Genomic DNA, 18,427 nt, shown 5'->3' on the forward strand with positions numbered 1-18,427 from the left:
ACGTCCGGACCGCCGGGTCCTTCGAAGTCAGGCGCGGAAGGGATCAGGGCGTCGCCTTGACCTCGTTCCACAAGTCCGAACGCTTGAGGGGATCCTCGACATTGTTGAGCCAGACCAGCTTGTCGTTGCCGCCCGCACTGCTCGACTCGACCACCGTGTTGCCGAATCCGGTGCGCTCGGAAAGCGCGCCGCTGACCTTCTTCGTCAGCATGAAGTCGATCCATTTCTCGGCCGCGGCATTGTCGCGGACACCCTTGGAGATTACCCAGTTGTCGAGCCAGGCAAGCGCGCCTTCGCTCGGATTGACGTAGGCGACATGGGCGCCGATCTTCTGCAGTGCCTTCACCTGCTGCTGGCCATAATTGGCCCAGATCAGCGCAACATCATTGTTCTGGTAGATCTGCTGCGCCTCGTCGGCGGTGGTGTAGAAGCTCAGCACATTGCGCTTGAGCTCGACCAGCTTGGCCTTCACCGCCGCCATCTGTTTTTCGTCGAGGTTGAACGGATCCTTGTAGCCGAGCGTCAGCGCGGTGAACGAGAAATTGTGCTCGCCATTGTCGTAGGCGAGGATCTTGCCCTTGTAGGCCGGATCCCACAGGACGGACATAGAGGTCGGCGCCGGCTTGACCTTGTCGGTGTCGTAGATCAGCCCGATGGAATCGAAGCAGAACGGAATACCGTAGACCTTGCCGTCCTTGGTGTCGCCGCTGACCTTAGACAGATCACGGAAGCGCGGCAGCACGTCCTTCTGGTTCGGCAGCTTGGTGATGTCGATCGGCGACACCAGATCGGCCTTGATGTAGCGCTGCAACTGGGCGGTATTGACGGCGAAGACGTCGAAGTCCTGCCCTTCGCTGCCCTTGATCTTGGCCCAGATTTCGTCATCGCTGCCGATGAAGACGACATCGACGCCGATGCCGGTGGCGGCGGTGAAGTCCTTCACCCAGTCCGGGTCGGCATAACCGTCCCAGGCCAGCACGCGAAGGTTCGCGGCCAGCGCCGCCGACGTCATCAGGCCGATGCCGAGCCCGATGGTCGCTAGTCTCAGAAACGCTTTCTTCAGTCCCATTTTTAATCTCCCATTGTCGTTCTGGTGGACCGTAATTTCCGGGGCTATCGCCGTCACAGCTGGGTGACTGCGACCAGTCCCTCGTCCGGCACCGACACCATCCGGTTGCGCAACGGCTTGCCGAATGTCTGTGCCTGGATTTCATACTCGTCGCCGGAAGCCGTCTTGACGCCGGAGGCGTAGCTCATCACCGCCGCTCCGAAGAAATAGGCGTGCAGGTCGCCCGCCCTGCGGTGCATCGGGTAGCGGAAATGGAAGTGTTCGAGATTGGCGATCGAATGCGACATGTGCGCTTCGCCCGACAGGAATTCCTGTTCCCAGATAACAGTGCCGTCGCGCAGAATGCGGGAATGGCCACGCACTTCTTCGGGCAGGTCGCCGATCAGAAGCTCCGGTCCGATCGAGCAGGAGCGGAGTTTCGAGTGGGCGAGATAGAGGTAGTTCTCGGCCTCCGTCACATGGTCGGAATATTCGTTGCCCAGCGCATAGCCGATGCGATAGGGGCGGCCATCCGGCCCATTGAGGTAAAGGCCGACGATCTCGGCTTCTTCGGCGCCGGCTTTCGCGAAGGCAGGCATCGGCAGATCGGCGCCAGGCGGCACGACACAGGTGCCGACGCCCTTGAAGAACCACTCGGGCTGGATGCCGATCTTGCCGGCGCCGGGCTTGCCGCCTTCCAGGCCCATGCGGAAGATCTTCAGCGAATCCGATTCCTCGGCGTTCTCGCCATGGGTCAGCACATGCATCTTGTCGCGCGCGGCGGCACTTCCGGTGTGGGTGAGGCCGGTTCCGGTGACCAGGAAGCGCGCCGGTTCCGGATGGTCGACGGGAGCGAGCACGCGGCCATCGCGCAGCAGTTCGCCATAGTCGATCGTGGCCGCACCCGTCCGCTTCTCGACCAGCGCCGCGATCGATGCACCCTGGGCGATCGCCGCTTCGGCGAGCTCCAGCACGGTGCTTGTCTTGTCGAGTGGATGCAGGCGATTGCCGTCATCGGAAACGCGGCCGGCCCGCCTGCCGCCATCGATCGTTGTGTACTGAACAAGACGCATGAAATACCCTTCTTCCCTAGAGGCCGTACGGGGTCACACCCAGCCCGCGTCGACGATGAACTGTTGGCTCGTGCACATCAGGCTGTCGTCGGCGGCGAGGAACAGCGCCATGCGCGCAATGTCGGATGGCTGCAGCCGGTCGGGCAGGCACTGCCGCTCCGCGATCTGGCGTTCGCCGGCGGGGTTCAGCCATAGCCGCATCTGGCGCTCTGTCATCACCCAGCCAGGCACCATGCAGTTGACGCGGATGCGCTCGGGGCCGAGTTCGCGGGCCAGCGCCCGCGTCATGCCGTAGACAGCGGCTTTCGCAGTGACATAGGCAGGGCAGTCGGGATCGCCGACCATCCAGGTAATGGAACCGAAATTGATGATCGAGCCGCCGCCCAGCGAGCCCATCTGCGGACGCACCGCCTGGGCGGCGAAGAACTGGTGGCGCAGATTGACCGCCATGCGGTCGTCCCAATAGGCCACCGTGACGTCCTTGGTCTGGTGGCGGTCGTCATTGCCGGCATTGTTGCACAGCACCTGGATCGGGCCGTTGTGCCGCATCGCCTCGACGGCCGCCGCCTGCAGCTGCTCGACATTGCGCAGGTCGCAGGGAATGAATAGCGGCGCGGCATGCCCTTCGGCCGCGATCGCATCGACCAGGCGCCGTGAAGGCTCCTCGGCCAGATCGACGAAGGCGACGCGGCTGCCTTGCGCGCAGAAATGGCGCACCAGGCTTTCACCGATGCCGCTGCCGCCGCCGGTTATGAACACGCTGCGGCCCTTCAGGCTGGGGTAGGTCGCGTAGCTGCCGATCTGATCCGTCATCGCGCCCCTCTCTAATGGGAATGCCGGGGAATGCCGGCATCGCGCCGACCGACGAGAAAGTCGAAGTCGCAGCCCTTGTCGGCCTGCAGCACGCGCTCGACATAGAGGCTCTGGTAGCCACCCTGCGGCGGCTCCGGCGGCTTCCAGTCACGGCGGCGGATCGCCAGTTCCTCGTCCGAAACCAAAAGCTCGAGACGGCGGCCGGCGACGTCGAGCTCGATGAGATCGCCGTCGCGCACCAGGGCCAGCACACCACCGGCCGCGGCCTCCGGCGCCACATGCAGCACCACCGTGCCGTAGGCGGTACCGCTCATGCGCGCGTCCGAAATGCGCACCATGTCGGAAACGCCTTGTCTGAGCAGCTTGGCTGGCAGCGGCATGTTGCCGACCTCGGCCATCCCGGGATAACCGCGGGGTCCGCAATTCTTCAGCACCATCACCGAGGAGGCGTCGATATCCAGCTCCGGATCGTCGATGCGGGCATGGTAATGCTCGATGTTCTCGAAGACGACCGCCTTGCCGCGATGCTGCATCAGTTCGGGCGTTGCCGCGGACGGCTTGATGACCGCGCCGTTGGGAGCCAGATTGCCACGCAGGATCGAGATACCGCCCTCCTTGGTCAGCGGCTCGCGCAGCGGCCGTATGACCTCTCGGTTGTAGTTGGGCGCGCCGTCGATCAGTTCACCGATGGTCTTGGCGCTGACGGTCATGACGTCGCGATGAAGAAGCCCCACTTCATCAAGCGACGCCATGACCGCAGCTAGCCCCCCGGCATAGTAGAAATCTTCCATCAGGAACCGGCCCGACGGCATCAGGTCGACAATGGTTGGCACGCCGCGGCCAAGGCGGTCCCAGTCATCGAGGCCGAGGTCGACACCGACCCGGTTGGCGATGGCGATCAGGTGCAGCACCGCATTGGTCGAGCCGCCGATCGCGCCATTGACGCGAATGGCATTCTCGAAGGCTTGCCTGGTAAGGATCTTTGCAATCGTCACGTCGCGGTGGACAAGATCGACGATCTGCCGTCCGGCCAACTGGGCAAGCACGCCTCGGCGCGAATCCACCGCCGGGATCGCGGCGTTGTCCGGCATGCCGATGCCGAGCGCTTCCACCATGCTGGCCATGGTCGAGGCGGTGCCCATCGTCATGCAGCTGCCGGCCGACCGGCTCTGGCCCTGCTCGGCGGCAAGGAAGTCGGCGACCGGCATGCGGCCGGCCTTGACCTCCTCGGCGAATTTCCAGACATGCGTGCCCGAGCCGATATCCTGTCCGCGGAACTTGCCGTTCAGCATCGGCCCACCGGAGACGGCGATGGTTGGCAGGTTGCACGAGGCAGCCCCCATCAAGAGCGCCGGCGTGGTCTTGTCGCAACCGACAAGCAGGATGACGCCGTCGATCGGATTGCCGCGGATGGATTCCTCGACATCCATGCTGGCCAGGTTGCGAAACAGCATGGCGGTGGGGCGCATGTTGCTCTCGCCCAGCGACATCACGGGAAATTCGAACGGCAGGCCGCCGGCCTCATAGACGCCGCGCTTGACGTGATCGGCGAGCGCCCGCAGATGCGCATTGCACGGGGTCAGTTCCGACCACGTGTTGCAGATGCCGATGACCGGGCGGCCGTCGAAAGCATCAGCGGGAATGCCCTGGTTTTTCATCCAGCTGCGGTGCATGAAGGCGTTCTTGCCTTCGCCGCCGAACCAGGCTTCAGACCGCAATTTGCGTTTGGTCTCGGTCACGATTGCAGGCCCCGCTCGTTGCGGCGTTTGTTGCGGTTCTCGACGCTGCGGCGCACGTCATCCTCGGCATTGTCAATGAGCACCAGCAATGCCTTCTGCGCGCCGGCGGCGTCGCCGGCGGCGATCTTCTCGGCGACTTGCCGGTGCAGCGGCAAGGAATGGCGCTGCCCTTCCGGATTGTCGTTGGAGAGGCGAAAGCTCATTACCAACGCAGTCTCGACCAGTGCGGCCAGCGAGCCGATCAGCTCGTTGCCGGTCATGCGCAATATGGTCTGGTGGAACACCAAATCGGGCTTGGCGAAGCGGTCGCCGTCATCGCTCAGTGCTTCCATTTCGGCCAGCGCTGCGTGGATCTCGGCGATCTGCGCCAGCGTCGCGCGCTGCGCGGCAAGGGCCGCCGACATCGGCTCGATGGCGCGGCGCAGTTCAAACAGCGCCCGCACATCCTCGGCACTGACACCGCCGGCATAGCGCCAGGACAGGACGTCGGGGTCGAGAAAATTCCAGTCGGCGCGAGGACGTACCCGCGTGCCCGTCTTCGGCCGCGATTCGACAAGGCCCTTGCCCGCCAGCACCTTGATCGCCTCGCGCAGCACTGTGCGGCTGACCCCCAGCATCTCGCTGGAATCGTCGGCATTGGGCAGCGCCTCGCCGGGCAGGAAGTCGCCCTGCACGATGCGCAGCCCGATCTGCTCGACGACGGTGGCGTGCAGCGCGGTGGAACCGCTGGAAACCGCGACCGCGACCCGTGACGTACGGGCTGTGCTGAACGATTTTCTATTCTTCATACTATTCATATGATATGTCCTATCGCCATGGCGGTTGGAGTCAAGGGATTGGGAGTGCCGATGACAAAGAATTCCGCTGTGGCCGTCGCGCAGCACACGGAACTGGTCTCGATCAGCGATGGCATCGCGACCGTTGAAGTTGCTCTAGCCGCTGGTGGAGCGCTGGCATCGTATCGGTGGTGGCGGGATGGTTCGGCCGTGGATTGGCTGCGTGCGGCCGACCCAGCGGCGATCGGCCGTCGCGATGCCGGCGCCATGGCCTGCTTTCCGCTCGTGCCCTATTCCAACCGCATCAGGAATGGCCGCTTCGAATTCGCGGGAGGCCCCATTCAATTGCCGACGGCTTCGGACGATCCACACCATGAGCACGGGCATGGCTGGCGTCACCCGTGGACGGTCGTGAGCCATGGAGCGAGCATGATCGTCCTGCGCTATCGGCACGCCGCCGATTCCTGGCCATGGAGCTACGAAGCCGAGCAGAAAATCTCGCTGGCCGAAGGCGGGCTTTGCATGACCATTGCCGTGCGCAACCTGTCGGACGCGCCGATGCCGGTTGGCCTCGGTCTCCATCCTTACTTCCCGTCGACACCGTGGACGCATGTCCAGGCACGAGTATCAGGCATGTGGGAAACCGATGCGGAGGTGCTGCCCATCCGGCATGTCCCGCCGCCCGTGGGGGCCGATCCATCCATCGGCTTTGACGTATCGGAAGTGGACTTCGACACTGTCTTCACCGGATGGGCGCGCCGCGCCCGGATTACCTGGCCCGAACACGGACGGCAACTGGACATCGAGGCTGAGGCGCCGCTCGACTTCCTCGTCCTCTACACGCCGCCGGGCGAACCGTTCTTTTGCGCCGAGCCGGTCAGCAACATCACCGATGCTTTCAACCGGATGGGCGGCAAGGAGATCGACACCGGCCGCATTGTGCTGGCCCCTGGCCAGAAACAATCCGCAAGCGTCCGCTTCATACCGTCGCTGGCTGTTTGATCTTCGCCGCGACTTGCCCGAAGCGAGGCCATGTCAGAACGGATAGTGCTGGCCCGGGTCCTCCATCGTCATCCAGCGCAATCGGTGAATTCGGCGATCGAGGCCTTGCCGCCGAAGCGACCATAGCCGGAGCCCTTGACGCCGGCGCTGACGCGCATCGCGATCTGGAGTTGCGCCGCACCACGCGCGCCTGATCCTGGTGCCACAGCCATGAAAGTCGGGATCAGCCGGTTGCGCCGGCATAGATGTCGAGAACGTTCGTCACGCCTGCGATGAGGAGTTCCCTGGCCTTTGGCGCGACGGATCCGCTCGCCACCGCGCCGTCGAGGCGGCCGAGATACTGGCTGATCAGGGGTGAGGGGATGTCGCGCTCGCCCAGCGCCTGCATCAGCGCGTTCACAGCCTGCCGCGCCGCCGACGCAGGCCAGTAGTAACGGATGCGGTCGCTGTAGGAAAAATGCCGCTCGATCCGCTGCTCGGCCTCGGAGCCGTGATAGTAATTTTTCCAGTTGCCGGGCGCCGCCAGCATGACGCGCTCCATGGCCGCCGGCAGGCTTTCCCGCGACGGGTCGGGAACCAGAATGTCGGCGATGTGGCCCAGGCCGTAGAGGGCTTCGCGCAGTGCGAAGGTCAGCCAGGGTCCGACTTTGAGCATGGCAAAACCATCGTCGACCAGCGCGCCCAACGCCGCTGTGGGCTGGTAGTCGGTCGAGTGAGCCTCGAAGACGAATTGCGGCAGGTCTCGCAGCGTGCCGGCAAGCGCCCGGGCGCGTTCCGGTCGGTAGGCGATGACCTCGGCATTGCCGAATTCGACGCCCGGCTGCACGACGACGCCGATCGCCCGCGAGAAAGCCTGGTCGAGGCCGCGCCGGCTAAAGGCATCGTGGTGGATGCGAACCGTCTCACCCGCGGCCTCCGGTGTCGTCACCGCCAGATGGTCCATCGCCTCCTGTGCGCCGCCCGGCACCGGCACTTCCGTGCCGATGACATAGAGAGGCCCGGTGCCGCCTGTTCGTTCAACCGCGGCCTCCGCCACCTCGGCCAACTCGGCGGCGCGCGCGGCGATGGTGGCGTCGGGCGGTGCCGCCCCTTCGCCGGCGCAGCCCATGCTGGCGTCCAGGTGGATCTTGGTGAAGCCGGCCTCGGCATAGGCATCCACCATGCGTGCGGCTTTTTCCATCGCCTCGGGCGCCGGCAGGTGCTTCCAAGGATTGGGTCCCAGATGGTCGCCGCCGAGCACCAGCCTGTCCAGGGGAAAGCCGGCCTTGCCAGCGATCGTCTCGACGAAGCGGCGGAAATCGCCCGGTGTCATGCCGGTATAACCGCCCTCGTGGTTGACCTGGTTGCAGGTGGCCTCGATCAACACATCGGCGTCGCGCGCCTTGCCGTGGCGCAGCGCCGCTTCGATCACCAGCGGATGGGCCGAGCAGATCGAGGCGATGCCGCAGCGTTCGCCGGCCGCGCGGCGCGTGGCGATGCTAGCCAGTCGGCCGGTCGCCTGGCTCATGCCGGTGCTCCGGTCCTGGCGGTCGCGATGAACGCCTCGACGGTGGCGAGCGAGGCGATGCCTTCCATTGGTCCCTTCTTCGTCACCGCCAGCGCGCCGCAGCCATTGGCTATTCGCAGCGCCCTCTCCGGTGCCTCTCCACGCAGCCAGAAGGAGACGAAGGCTGCGGCAAAGCAATCTCCGGCGCCGGTCGGATCGATTTCCTCGACGACGAAGCCGGGTGAGGCTGTGCGCCCTGACTGGTCGTAGTGGACGGCGCCCTGCGCGCCCTTCTTGACGACGACGGCGGAGATGCCGCGGTCCAGCATTTCGCGTACCGCGCTTTCCTCGTCGGTTGCCTCGGCGAAGGTGAAGAGTTCCGGCCCGCTCGGCAGGAACACGTCGGTCTTTGACAATACGAAGTGCAAGGCGTCGCGCATGCCCGGTAGATCGAGCATCTCCTTGCGGATGTTGGGGTCGAAAGAGACCGTGCCGCCGCGCGTCTTGACGGCTTCGATCCCGTTGCGGGCAATTTCGATCACCTTGGGCGAGAACAGCGATGTGCCCATGACGTGAAAATGGTCGGCGCCGGCCAGCAGCGCGCGCGCTTCCGCGCCCATCTCGATCAGGCCGGCGGCACTCTGCTTGATGTTGTAGACGAAGTGCCGGCTGCCATCGCTCTCATAGGTGACGAAGGCGGTTCCGGTCGCGGCACCCTGATGGACGGCGATGGCCGAGATGTCGGCGCCGTCGGCACGCAGGCGCTCGATGTTCAAATGGCCGAAATCGTCGTCGCCCACTGCCGCGATCAGCCCCGCCGGCTGGCCGAGCCGCGCCGCCTGATCGATGAAGATGGCGGGAGCGCCTGAGGGAAACGGACCGACCAGCGGGCCGGGAACGCGAAAACTCTGGCCGATCCGCTCGGCCATGATCTCGACCAGGATCTCGCCGGCACAAACCAGTTTCTTCATGTCCTCACCATCTGCCGGCCGGACGGCCTCCGCTTGCCCAGAGCGTCCATGTCCATGCATGTTCAAAACCTAAGTTGTCGTTTTCTGAGCGTCAATAAATAATTTGACGTGCGCAATGCTTTTACGTTGTACTGGAAACATGGAAATTTGACTGAATAAGTTCGCTCAAGCAATGCTGCCTCACCGCGACGATCACAGACTGATTCTGGCTAGAGCGTTAAGGCTGGCATTGAGGATAAGGGGCCTGAAATAAAGATGGCGGAAAAGACCCACCGGACGATGGATGACTTCGCCAGGGCGTCCGGCGTTTCGCGGCCGACCCTGTCGAAGTATTTCGACGATCCGGCCAGCGTGAAGCCGGCGACACGGGCGCGCATCGAGGCTGCGCTTAGTTCGTCCGACTATCAGCCGAATGTTTTTGCCCGCAACCTCAACCGCAAGCGCACCCGCAATGTCGGCATCGTCGTACCGGCGATCACCGATCCGTTCTACGCCGAGATGGTCAGCCGCATCGAACGGCGCTGTCGCGACGAAGGGTTTTGGCCGATCGTCATCTCCTCGCACGGTTCGCCGAAGCTGGAGGCGGAATCGGTCAGGACGCTGATGTCGCTGAAGGTCGCCGGCGCCATTGTCGCGCCCTTGGGCTTGGTCTCCGAACCCGGCGTCTTCGAACGGATGAGCGAGGACATCCCGATCGTCTATTTCGACACCTATATCGAAGGCGACACACCATTCGTCGGCAATGACAACCACCAGAGCACCTCGACCATCGTCGATTATCTCTGCCGGTCCGGCGAACCGCCTGTCTATGTCGACATCCCGCACGTCAACCACAATTCGGGCGAACGCCTGCAGAGCTATATCGACACGATGCAGGCCGCGGGCCTGGAGCCCACCGTTCTCAAGGCGGCTGGCGACTATAGCTGGGACTTCGAGCGCATCGGCCATGAATGGATGGACAGGACGCTCGAGAAAGGCGGCCTGCCGGCCCGCACGCTGCTCTGCGCCAATGACCGTCTCGCCTTCGGTGTGATGGCGGCCGCCTTTTCGCGCGGGCTGAAGATCGGCCGCCGCGCCGATTGCGATTTTCGCGTCGCTGCCCACGACGATCATCCGCTGAGCCGCTACACCTGTCCCGCGCTGACCACCATGGCGCAGGACTTCGCCGCCATGGCCGGCCGCAGCGTCGAGATCCTGCTGGCCTTGCTGGACGAGGCCGATCCGCCGGGCCAAGATCTGGCGCGCAACGTCAAGCTTGGCGCGACCCTGGTGATGCGTCAGTCGGCCTGAGTGATCGGCTCCGGCGTCTGCAGGCGGAGCCAGGCCGACGCCTCGCTTACCGTTTGCCGCGCGGCCAGGATGTGTCGGCCCATCGAGACGAAGCCGTGGATCTGACCCGGCCAGTGTCGCAACACCAGCGGCACTCCGTCGGCGCGCAGGCGCTCGGCATAGGCCGTGCCTTCGTCGGCAAGGATGTCGTGGCCGGCGATCACGACGAAGGCCGGCGGCGCGCCGGCGAGGCTGGAAGCCAGCAGCGGCGATACGCGCCAGTCTGCGATATCATGGGGCGTTCGCACATAGTGGTCGCGGAACCAGGCCATGGTGGCGGCGGTGAGCCCGAAGCCGTCGCCGAAACGCCGGTAGCTGTCCGCCGTCTGGCGAGCATCGGTATTGGGATAGATCAGGATCTGGGCGGCGAGCGGCGGCGCCAGCCTGTCGCGGGCGAACAACGCCAGCACGGCGGCAAGGTTGCCGCCGGCACTGTCGCCGGCGACGGCAATGCGGGTCGGGTCGATGCCGAGTTCTCCAGCAGCCATGAAGCGCAGCGCTGCCGCGCAATCCTCTAGCCCGGCGGGAAACTTGTGCTCCGGCGCCAGCCGGTAATCGGGACAGAGGACGACGGCGTTGCCAAGATTGGCCAGCCAGCGGCAGATCTCGTCATGCGAGGAGAGATCGCCGATCACCCAGCCGCCACCATGCAGATAGAGCACGGCGCGCGCCCCGGTCCGCGGCGCGCCGATACCGCGATGGACGCGGATCGTCACCCGGCCGTTCGGCCCGTCGATCTGCTGCTGCTCGGTTGCCGCGACCGGCTCGTGCTCGCCCTGCAGCGCCGGGAACGAAGCGTTGTACGTGGCCCGCGCCGCCGCGACGCTGCCATTCTCGAAGGGTTCGCCGCCGGCGGCACGGCCGATTTCCAGGGCACGCAGTGCATCTGGGTCGAGCGTCATCGTCATCTCCGTCAAAGCAATTCCAGGAAAAGTGTGCAGCGGTTTTCCGTCCGGAATTGCGTGAAAACAAAGAACGCTTAGGCGAGCAGGCCGCGCGCTTCGTCTTCGCCAAGCATGGCCGGCTGGACGACGTCACCTGTTATGGCGACCGAACTCTTCGTCTCGCCCGAATGCAGGATCGCTTCCATAATCTCCAGCACATGCAGCGCCAGATTGCCGGAAGCTCGGGGCGTCGCGCCTGTCTGTAGCGAACGCACCAGATCGGCGACGCCGAGCATGCGGTAGTTGGCGCGGTCGGGGGCCGCGTAAGGCCAGTTGCGGGCGCCGTAGAGCTCGCCTTCGCTGGCGAAATCCTTCCACTCGGCGCCGCGTTCCGACAGCGACACCGTGCCGCCGAACGTATCCGGATCGGGCAGCCGCAGCGAGCCTTCCGTGCCGTGCAGTTCGATCGGATGGTTGGAATGCCTGAAGACATCCCATGAAGCGCCGAAAGTGACGGTCGCGCCGGAGCGGAATTCGAGCAGCAACAGCACATTGGTCGGCGTGCCGACCTTGAATGTGGTGTTCTTGAACGGCCCTTCGGCCGATATCAGCCGTTCCTCCTGACCCTTCGTCGCCATCGCCACGACACGCGCGACCGGGCCGAGCAGGTTGACCAGCATCGTCAGATAGTAGGGACCCATGTCGAACACCGGGCCGCCGCCCGGCTGGTAGTAGAATTGCGGATTGGGATGCCAGTGTTCCATGCCGCGCCCCATCATGAAGGCGGTGCCGGTGACAGGGCGGCCGATAGCGCCCTCATCCATCAGGCGGCGCGCTTTGCGTCCGGCTGCGCCAAGGAAGGTGTCCGGAGCCGAGCCGAGCAGCAGACCGCGTTTGGCCGCCTCCGCCACCAGGTGGCGGCCGTCGCTGGCCGAGGTTGCGAGCGGCTTTTCAGTGAAGACATGCTTTCCCGCCGAAAGGGCGGAGAATGAAATTTCGAAATGCGCCGCCGGAATGGTCAGGTTGAGGACGAGGTCGATCTCGGGATCGGCCAGCAGTGCATCGACGCCGAGGGGCCGGATGCCGTATTCCTTGCCCCGCAGCGCCGCCATCTCGGCTGAAATATCGGCGCAGGCGCGCAATTCGATGCCGCCGAAAAGCGCGGCATTGCGCAGGTAGGTCATCGAGATGTTGCCGCATCCGATGACGCCGATGCCGAGTTTGGCCTGTGATTTTGCCTGCATTTTCTGTCGTACCTCCCAATGCGATCACGTCTGCCCGATCCGTCGCGACGGTGCCGGATCGGGCTCGAAATGGCTATACAACATTTTAAATATTGACGCGCGTAAAATTTTTATAGAACATGCGGAAATGCTGGCACGGTATCGGGAGGCTGCCAGCCCCGGGAGGAGAAAATGACGGACATGAAAACCGCCGATCGCGGGCGCCAAAGCCCCGTGGGTTATTTGCGCGTCGGATATTTCGAGGGCGGCCAGGGACCGCGACGGGTTCAGGCATAGATCACCATGGCCCCGATCCTATCAAGCTGGCTACGTATTGGACCGGGCAGGCCATCGTCCGTGATCACAGCGAAAAGGCCTTGGAGGTCCCGCTGACGCCCTTGCTCGAATCCGCATGACCCAGGCTCGGTCAAGTAGGATGTCCCTCCCAAGGAGACTGACGGAGCAGGGTCCGTGTGTTGCAATGGATGATTGGACCCTGTCTGCTGGCGGGCGATATCGCCGCGCCTCCGCCGTCGTCACCGTTCCGCTGATTGCACTCGTGCCGTTCTTCCATCATCGAAGGGCTGACGCAGGGCAGCATCAAGGAATGGGCGGGATCAAGGAATGAAAGGATGAACGTGAAAGACCTCAAAGTCGGCTGCCAGACCTTCACCTGGGAAATGCTGGGAGACCGGTTCACCGGCGGCCCCGACGATCTGTTGAAGGCGATCGCCGATGGTGGCTATGCCGGCATCGAGATCACCGACACCATGATCGGCCACTATGCCGGCAAACCCACCGAGTTCGCCGCCGCGCTGAAGTCGTCCGGTCTGGCGCTCATTTCCTTCGCCTTCGGCTCCAGGAGCGGCTTCACGCTCAAGGACGGGATCGGCACCGATCTCGAAACCGCCAGGCGCTGGATCGATTTCGTGGCAAACTTTCCCGATGCGCTGGTGTCGATGGGCTCGGCCACCGTCGTCTCCGACGGGCCACGCCACGACAAATTCGCTGTCGCGGCCGAGGTTTACAACAAGGCCGGCGAACTCGGCCGCAAGGCGGGTGTCCAGGTGGCGGTGCATCCGAGTTCGCACCACAACACGCTGCTGTTCGACCGCGCCGATTACGACGCGATTTTTGCCTTGCTCGACCCCGATCTGGTCGGCTGGGTGCCGGATACCGGTCACATCCTGCGCGGCCACAGGGACATGGCCGACACGCTCACCACCTACCGCGACCGCATCCGCTACATCCACCTCAAGGACGTCGATGCCGACGGCACCTGGGCGATGCTGGGCCAAGGCGTATGCGACACGCCTCAGGTCATCGAGATCGCCGGTACCGCGCCGAACTTCAACGGCTGGCTGGTGCTGGAAGAAGAATCCGACACCGCCGCCGCCGATCCGGCCGGCGCGGTCAAGACCAACCGCCGGACGATGCGCGGCTACGGGGCCTGAGACGATGATCAAGAAACAGGACAGACGCCTCAGGGTCGGTGTGCTCGGCTGCGGCCCGATCGCCCAGTTCGCGCATCTGGAATCCTGCGTCAAGGCCGGCAATGCCGACCTCTACGCCATCTGCGATGCGGCACCCGATTTGCTCGCCCGCATGGGCGCGACCTATGAACCAAAGAAGATGTATGCCGACTATGACGCCATGCTCGCAGATCCCGAGCTCGAAGCAGTCATCGTCGCCACGTCGGATGCCTATCACGTGCCAATGTCGATCAAGGCGCTCGATGCCGGCAAGCATGTTCTCTGCGAAAAGCCGATCGGCACCTCGGTCGAGGAAGGCGAGGCGCTGGCCGAGGCGGTGAAACGCTCCGGCAAGGTGCTGCAGGTCGGCCACATGAAGCGCTTCGATCCGGCGCTGGAGGCCGCCCGCGACTTCGTTCGCGACGAGATGGGCGAGGTGCTGGCACTGAAGGCCTGGTATTGCGATTCCACCCACCGCTACACCAACACCGACGCCGTGCAGCCGCTGCCCGTCACCAGCAAGCTCGCGAAAAAGCCCGGCGGAAACCCCAAGGCTGATCTCAGGCAATATTTCATGCTGGCGCACGGATCGCATCTGGTTGACACCGCCCGCTTCCTCTGTGGCGACATCGTTGCCGTGCGCGCGCGCCTCAACGAGCGCTTCGGCGCCTATTGCTGGTTCGTCGAAACCGAATTCGCCAGCGGCGCGCTTGGCCATCTCGACCTCACCGTCGCCGTACGCATGGACTGGCACGAAGGGTTTCAGCTCTATGGCGAGAACGGCTCCGTCATCGCCAGGACCTTTAACCCCTGGTATTTCCGCGCCAGCGAGGTCGACATCTTCCATGAGAAGGACGCGACCTCGCGAAAACCGCTTGGCGCCGACGGCCACTTCTTCCGCCGCCAGCTCGAGGGCCTTGCCGACACCGTGCTCACCGGCGCGCCGATGCGCGGCGCCAATGTCGGGGACGGCATCGCGTCGATCCGCGCCATGGTGGCGATTGCGCGCTCTGTGGAGACTGGCGAGCGGATCGAGCTTGCCTCGGTTTCGGGTGCGGTCTGATGCGCCTCGGCATCTTCGCCAAGACATTTGCGGGCACCGACCCGGCCACCGTGCTGGCTGCCGTGAAGCAGGCCGGCTACGAGACGACGCAGTTCAATCTCGCCTGCGCCGGCCTGCCGTCGATGCCGGATGCCGTACCGGCGAATGCCGTCGCCGCCATTGGTGCCGCCGCGCGATCGTCAGGCGTTTCGCTGGCCGCGCTGTCGGGCACCTACAACATGGCGCATCCTGACAAGGCTGCGCGCGACGACGGGCTGAGGCGCCTGGCGGTGGTCATCGACACTGCAGCCAAGCTCGACATCCCACTGGTGACGCTCTGCACCGGCTCGCGCAACGCAGCCGACCAATGGGCATACCATCCCGACAATGCCGGTCCGTCGGCCTGGTTCGACATGGCCGTCGAAATGGCGAAGGCACTGGCGCTGGCCGAGGAGGCCGGCGTCGATCTCGGCATTGAGCCCGAGCAGGCCAACATCGTCACCTCGGCCATGGATGCGACCCGGCTGATCGCCGAGATGGGTTCGAAGCATCTGAAGATCGTGCTCGACCCCGCCAACCTGTTCGAGCATGCAAAGCCCGATGAAGCGAGAGCCATCGTCGCCGCCGCGATCGATGAGGCCGCTGGCCACATCGCCATGGCGCACGCCAAGGATCGTTTTGCCGACGGCCGCTTCGCCACATCAGGCCAGGGTGTCGTCGACTTCCCGGATTTCGTCGCGCGATTGAAGGGGGTGGGTTTCGATGGCGCGCTGGTCACGCACGGCTTGTCCGCCGACGAGGCTCCTGGCGTCGCAACCATCCTGCGGGGGCTGCTCTGATGGGTGCCGCGCCGACGATCATGCTGCGCGACGACGCTGCGCTCCACGTCTTCGACACCCAGGTCTTCGACACCCAGGTCTTGGACACCCACGTCTTCGACACGGGGCAGGGGCTTCCCATCGTCTTCCAGCATGGTCTCGGCGGCGATGCCGCGCAGGTGGCGCTGAACTTTCCCGACAGTCCGTCGCGCCGCCGGCTGACGGTGGAATGCCGCGCGCAGGGGGGCTCAGGTGCCGGCAGCAAGCGTCCCTTTTCGATCGGGATGTTCGCCGACGATGTGCTCGCCGCTGCCGATGCAGCTGGCATTGAGCGCTTCGTTGCCGGTGGCATCTCGATGGGGGCGGCGATCGCGCTGAACCTGGCAAGCCGCCACCCCGACCGTATCCTCGGCCTGGTGCTGGTGCGCCCGGCCTGGACCTTCGACGCGGCCCCGCAAAACATGCGCCCTTACGTCGAGGTGGCGGAACTCCTCCGCGACCACCCGCTGGAAGAGGCGCGCGACATCTTCGCGGCTTCGGCAACGGCGGCCTGCTTTCGCACGGAGGCCCCGGACAATCTCGCCTCGTTGCTCGGCTTCTTCGCGCGTGACAACGCGACCGTTTTTGCCGAGGTGATGCAGGCGATCGCCAATGACGGGCCTGGCGTGACGCGGGCGATGGCGACCGGCCTCGCAATCCCGACGCTCGTCGTCGGCAGCGGCATAGACCTCGTCCATCCCCTGGCGACCGCCCGCGAACTGGCTGAGACCATCCCCGGCGCCGCCTTCACCGAGGTGACGCCGAAAGCCCTCGACAAGGATCGCCACTTCACCGAAATCCGCGCCGCCATCGGCGGCTTTCTCGATAGAAATTTCAACAACCAGGACCAATCATGATCTCGAAGCCTTTGTCAGGCCCGGCCGCCATCGCCGCACTGCCGCGCGACCGTCTGATCGCCGAATTCTCATCGTGGTCGGCCAATCTCGCCAATTTCGAGAGCGACTTGCAGCGCATCGAACCCTATGTCGATGTGCACCACATCGACGTCGCGGACGGCCATTTCGCGCCGTCCTTCCTGTTCTTCCCCGATCTCGTCGCCCGTATCGCCAAACTGACGGCCAGGCCCGTCCACGTCCATCTGATGGTCGACCAAGCAATCGTCGAAGAACAGACGCGCCAGTTCATCGAGGCCGGCGCCGACATGATCAGCGTCCACGCCGAGAACGGCGAGGCGGGTCTGCGCGCGGTGCGGCTGGCGCATGAACTCGGCGCCGAGGCCGGCGTCGTGCTGAGGCTGGAGACCCCTGTAGAGGCGATGAAGCCTTTCGTCTCCGAAGTGGCGTTCGTCACGCTTCTTGGAACCGCGATCGGCGTCAAGGGCCAGGGCCTGTCGGAGAAGGCCTGTGACAGGCTGGGCGAAGCCCGCGCCATCCTGAGGAACGCTGGTCGTGAGTCGGCCGTGGTGCTCGCCGCAGATGGCGGCATCCGCCACGAAACCGTGCCGCTGCTGCGCGCCGCCGGCGCCGAGACCGTGGTGCTCGGTTCGCTCGCTTTCGGCGACAAGGATCTCGCCGGCCGCATCGGCTGGTTGCGTGGTCTGAAGGTCGCGGCCTGATGAGCATTGAAGTCGCCCTCGCGATCGATCTTGGCGGCACCGAGCTTCGTGCCGCCCTGGTCGACCGTGACGGCAAGATCCTGGCCTTCGCGGCTGTGCCGACGCAGGCGCAGGCCGGCCCCGACGTGGTGATCGCCCAGATCGAGGCGCTAGCCGTGACCGTCCATGCCGAAGCGCCGGGGCTGTCGATCCTCGGCGTCGGCGTCGGCGCGCCGGGCCCGCTCGATCCGCTGGCCGGCATCGCCGTCGGACCGCCGACGCTGGCCGGCTGGCAGGACGTGCCGCTGGCCGACATCCTCGAGCGGCGGCTCGGCCTGCCGGTGCGGCTGGAGAACGACGCCAATGCGGCAGCGCTCGGCGAATGGCGCTTCGGCGCCGGCCACGGTGCGCGCTCCCTGGTCTTCGTCACCGTCTCGACCGGGATCGGCGGTGGCGTCGTCGCCGACGGACGCATCCTGCACGGCCGTCGCGGTCTTGCCGCGGAGATCGGCCACATGACCATCACCAACGAAGGCGAGCGCTGCGTGTGCGGCGTCGTCGGCTGCTTCGAGGCGATCGCTTCGGGAACCGCGCTCGGCCGCCGCGCCAATGCCGCAACGTCTCCTTTGGACGGTTCGACGCTGCGCCGCCTCTCGGCCAACGCCGAGGTCACGGGTCGCCACGTGGTCGAGGCCGCAGGGCTGCAGGACGACCTCGCTCTGGCTCTGCTCGAGGAGGAGGCGCGCTGGCTGGGCGTTGGCTTCACCAACCTTTTGCACCTCTATTCGCCCGACGTGCTGGTCGTTGGCGGCGGCATCGCCAATGGCCTGGACCTGATGGCGCCCGTCATCGAGGCGACCATCCGCCAGCGCGCCATGCGCGCCTATCGCGACGTGCCGGTCGTCCAGGCCCAGCTCGGCCGCCACGCCGGGCTGGTCGGCGCGGCGAGCCTCGTCCTGTCCGATGATTTGGGCACGTTGGCGGCTCCCATGCCGGTCGGCCCAAGCACATATCCGGACACGCGGAAGGACTTCAACGGCTGAGCTCAAGCTTGCGCGGCCCTGTCTCGCCGCAAGCCGGTCCGTCGCGCTGCGACCCCTTCGCGGGGGGTGGCAAGGCCGTGCCACCGCTGCGCAAAGCCGTCTGATAGCGATGAA

General features: G+C 65.1%; 18 protein-coding genes. 8 read left to right on the forward strand and 10 right to left on the reverse strand.

Annotated features, from left to right (window positions below; translation table 11 throughout):
• Nucleotides 1-43: 43 nt before the first annotated feature.
• Genes FJ936_RS10660 through FJ936_RS10680 form a run of 5 tightly spaced genes read right to left on the reverse strand, consistent with a single transcriptional unit; the run spans nt 44 to nt 5,470 of the window.
• Nucleotides 44-1,069, reverse strand: coding sequence for an ABC transporter substrate-binding protein (locus FJ936_RS10660; RefSeq protein ID WP_141906538.1), 1,026 nt, complete (start codon nt 1,067-1,069; stop codon nt 44-46).
• A gap of 53 nt (nt 1,070-1,122) precedes the next feature.
• A complete protein-coding gene (araD1, locus tag FJ936_RS10665; RefSeq protein ID WP_140792240.1) occupies nt 1,123-2,121 on the reverse strand; it encodes an AraD1 family protein in 999 nt (332 codons plus the stop codon).
• A 33-nt stretch (nt 2,122-2,154) separates the two neighbouring features.
• On the reverse strand, nt 2,155-2,934 hold the full coding sequence (locus tag FJ936_RS10670) for an SDR family oxidoreductase (protein ID WP_140792242.1): 780 nt from the start codon (nt 2,932-2,934) through the stop codon (nt 2,155-2,157).
• An 11-nt stretch (nt 2,935-2,945) separates the two neighbouring features.
• Complete coding sequence (locus tag FJ936_RS10675) at nt 2,946-4,673, reverse strand: IlvD/Edd family dehydratase (protein ID WP_141906539.1); 1,728 nt, start codon at nt 4,671-4,673, stop codon at nt 2,946-2,948.
• Nucleotides 4,670-5,470 carry a FadR/GntR family transcriptional regulator gene (locus FJ936_RS10680; RefSeq protein ID WP_246680449.1) on the reverse strand — a complete coding sequence of 267 codons (801 nt, stop codon included), beginning with the start codon at nt 5,468-5,470 and terminating at the stop codon, nt 4,670-4,672. The genes FJ936_RS10675 and FJ936_RS10680 overlap by 4 nt, the downstream gene beginning before the upstream one ends.
• A gap of 51 nt (nt 5,471-5,521) precedes the next feature.
• On the opposite strand from FJ936_RS10680, the gene FJ936_RS10685 reads away from it, so the two are divergent.
• On the forward strand, nt 5,522-6,451 hold the full coding sequence (locus tag FJ936_RS10685; protein ID WP_141906540.1) for an aldose 1-epimerase: 930 nt from the start codon (nt 5,522-5,524) through the stop codon (nt 6,449-6,451).
• A gap of 68 nt (nt 6,452-6,519) precedes the next feature.
• On the opposite strand, the gene FJ936_RS30495 is transcribed toward FJ936_RS10685, so the two are convergent.
• The 3 genes from FJ936_RS30495 to FJ936_RS10695 are packed head-to-tail and all read right to left on the reverse strand — an operon-like array spanning nt 6,520 to nt 8,908.
• Nucleotides 6,520-6,663 (reverse strand): hypothetical protein, encoded by a 144-nt coding sequence (locus tag FJ936_RS30495; protein WP_181763130.1) that lies wholly within the window; start codon nt 6,661-6,663, stop codon nt 6,520-6,522.
• 11 nt (nt 6,664-6,674) lie between these two features.
• Nucleotides 6,675-7,958 (reverse strand): D-tagatose-bisphosphate aldolase, class II, non-catalytic subunit, encoded by a 1,284-nt coding sequence (locus FJ936_RS10690; protein ID WP_141906541.1) that lies wholly within the window; start codon nt 7,956-7,958, stop codon nt 6,675-6,677.
• Nucleotides 7,955-8,908: a sugar kinase gene (locus FJ936_RS10695; protein ID WP_141906542.1), complete on the reverse strand. Its 954-nt coding sequence runs from the start codon at nt 8,906-8,908 to the stop codon at nt 7,955-7,957. The genes FJ936_RS10690 and FJ936_RS10695 overlap by 4 nt, the downstream gene beginning before the upstream one ends.
• A gap of 255 nt (nt 8,909-9,163) precedes the next feature.
• Between FJ936_RS10695 and FJ936_RS10700 the strand changes: the two genes are divergently transcribed.
• On the forward strand, nt 9,164-10,198 hold the full coding sequence (locus tag FJ936_RS10700) for a LacI family DNA-binding transcriptional regulator (protein ID WP_141906543.1): 1,035 nt from the start codon (nt 9,164-9,166) through the stop codon (nt 10,196-10,198).
• Here FJ936_RS10700 and FJ936_RS10705 read toward each other — a convergent pair.
• A complete protein-coding gene (locus tag FJ936_RS10705; protein WP_141906544.1) occupies nt 10,186-11,139 on the reverse strand; it encodes an alpha/beta hydrolase in 954 nt (317 codons plus the stop codon). The two genes, FJ936_RS10700 and FJ936_RS10705, sit on opposite strands and share 13 nt — an antisense overlap.
• Nucleotides 11,140-11,216: 77 nt before the next feature.
• Nucleotides 11,217-12,365 (reverse strand): Gfo/Idh/MocA family oxidoreductase, encoded by a 1,149-nt coding sequence (locus tag FJ936_RS10710; protein WP_141906545.1) that lies wholly within the window; start codon nt 12,363-12,365, stop codon nt 11,217-11,219.
• A 611-nt stretch (nt 12,366-12,976) separates the two neighbouring features.
• Between FJ936_RS10710 and FJ936_RS10720 the strand changes: the two genes are divergently transcribed.
• The 6 genes from FJ936_RS10720 to FJ936_RS10745 are packed head-to-tail and all read left to right on the forward strand — an operon-like array spanning nt 12,977 to nt 18,313.
• The gene (locus FJ936_RS10720; RefSeq protein ID WP_140715216.1) at nt 12,977-13,798 is read left to right on the forward strand and encodes a sugar phosphate isomerase/epimerase; all 822 of its coding nucleotides are present in this window, start codon (nt 12,977-12,979) and stop codon (nt 13,796-13,798) included.
• A gap of 4 nt (nt 13,799-13,802) precedes the next feature.
• Nucleotides 13,803-14,879 (forward strand): Gfo/Idh/MocA family oxidoreductase, encoded by a 1,077-nt coding sequence (locus FJ936_RS10725; protein WP_140617434.1) that lies wholly within the window; start codon nt 13,803-13,805, stop codon nt 14,877-14,879.
• A complete protein-coding gene (locus FJ936_RS10730; RefSeq protein WP_141906546.1) occupies nt 14,879-15,697 on the forward strand; it encodes a sugar phosphate isomerase/epimerase in 819 nt (272 codons plus the stop codon). Before FJ936_RS10725 ends, FJ936_RS10730 begins: the two co-directional genes overlap by 1 nt.
• Nucleotides 15,697-16,572, forward strand: coding sequence for an alpha/beta hydrolase (locus FJ936_RS10735; RefSeq protein ID WP_141906547.1), 876 nt, complete (start codon nt 15,697-15,699; stop codon nt 16,570-16,572). Before FJ936_RS10730 ends, FJ936_RS10735 begins: the two co-directional genes overlap by 1 nt.
• The gene (locus FJ936_RS10740) at nt 16,569-17,291 is read left to right on the forward strand and encodes a ribulose-phosphate 3-epimerase (protein ID WP_141906548.1); all 723 of its coding nucleotides are present in this window, start codon (nt 16,569-16,571) and stop codon (nt 17,289-17,291) included. Before FJ936_RS10735 ends, FJ936_RS10740 begins: the two co-directional genes overlap by 4 nt.
• Nucleotides 17,291-18,313, forward strand: coding sequence for an ROK family protein (locus FJ936_RS10745; protein ID WP_141906549.1), 1,023 nt, complete (start codon nt 17,291-17,293; stop codon nt 18,311-18,313). Before FJ936_RS10740 ends, FJ936_RS10745 begins: the two co-directional genes overlap by 1 nt.
• The last annotated feature ends 114 nt before the right edge of the window (nt 18,314-18,427 follow it).

This window comes from Mesorhizobium sp. B2-4-13 (genome assembly GCF_006658535.1).
GTDB lineage: Bacteria > Pseudomonadota > Alphaproteobacteria > Rhizobiales > Rhizobiaceae > Mesorhizobium > Mesorhizobium australicum.

Excerpts from the sequence above, each read along its gene's own strand:
- FJ936_RS10660 (WP_141906538.1), bottom strand. The coding sequence starts at position 1,069 with ATGGGACTGAAGAAAGCGTTTCTGAGACTAGCGACCATCGGGCTCGGC.
- araD1 (WP_140792240.1), bottom strand. The coding sequence starts at position 2,121 with ATGCGTCTTGTTCAGTACACAACGATCGATGGCGGCAGGCGGGCCGGC.
- FJ936_RS10670 (WP_140792242.1), bottom strand. The coding sequence starts at position 2,934 with ATGACGGATCAGATCGGCAGCTACGCGACCTACCCCAGCCTGAAGGGC.
- FJ936_RS10680 (WP_246680449.1), bottom strand. The coding sequence starts at position 5,470 with ATGAATAGTATGAAGAATAGAAAATCGTTCAGCACAGCCCGTACGTCA.
- FJ936_RS10685 (WP_141906540.1), top strand. The coding sequence starts at position 5,522 with ATGACAAAGAATTCCGCTGTGGCCGTCGCGCAGCACACGGAACTGGTC.
- FJ936_RS30495 (WP_181763130.1), bottom strand. The coding sequence starts at position 6,663 with ATGGCTGTGGCACCAGGATCAGGCGCGCGTGGTGCGGCGCAACTCCAG.
- FJ936_RS10690 (WP_141906541.1), bottom strand. The coding sequence starts at position 7,958 with ATGAGCCAGGCGACCGGCCGACTGGCTAGCATCGCCACGCGCCGCGCG.
- FJ936_RS10695 (WP_141906542.1), bottom strand. The coding sequence starts at position 8,908 with ATGAAGAAACTGGTTTGTGCCGGCGAGATCCTGGTCGAGATCATGGCC.
- FJ936_RS10700 (WP_141906543.1), top strand. The coding sequence starts at position 9,164 with ATGGCGGAAAAGACCCACCGGACGATGGATGACTTCGCCAGGGCGTCC.
- FJ936_RS10705 (WP_141906544.1), bottom strand. The coding sequence starts at position 11,139 with ATGACGCTCGACCCAGATGCACTGCGTGCCCTGGAAATCGGCCGTGCC.
- FJ936_RS10710 (WP_141906545.1), bottom strand. The coding sequence starts at position 12,365 with ATGCAGGCAAAATCACAGGCCAAACTCGGCATCGGCGTCATCGGATGC.
- FJ936_RS10720 (WP_140715216.1), top strand. The coding sequence starts at position 12,977 with ATGAACGTGAAAGACCTCAAAGTCGGCTGCCAGACCTTCACCTGGGAA.
- FJ936_RS10725 (WP_140617434.1), top strand. The coding sequence starts at position 13,803 with ATGATCAAGAAACAGGACAGACGCCTCAGGGTCGGTGTGCTCGGCTGC.
- FJ936_RS10730 (WP_141906546.1), top strand. The coding sequence starts at position 14,879 with ATGCGCCTCGGCATCTTCGCCAAGACATTTGCGGGCACCGACCCGGCC.
- FJ936_RS10735 (WP_141906547.1), top strand. The coding sequence starts at position 15,697 with ATGGGTGCCGCGCCGACGATCATGCTGCGCGACGACGCTGCGCTCCAC.
- FJ936_RS10740 (WP_141906548.1), top strand. The coding sequence starts at position 16,569 with ATGATCTCGAAGCCTTTGTCAGGCCCGGCCGCCATCGCCGCACTGCCG.
- FJ936_RS10745 (WP_141906549.1), top strand. The coding sequence starts at position 17,291 with ATGAGCATTGAAGTCGCCCTCGCGATCGATCTTGGCGGCACCGAGCTT.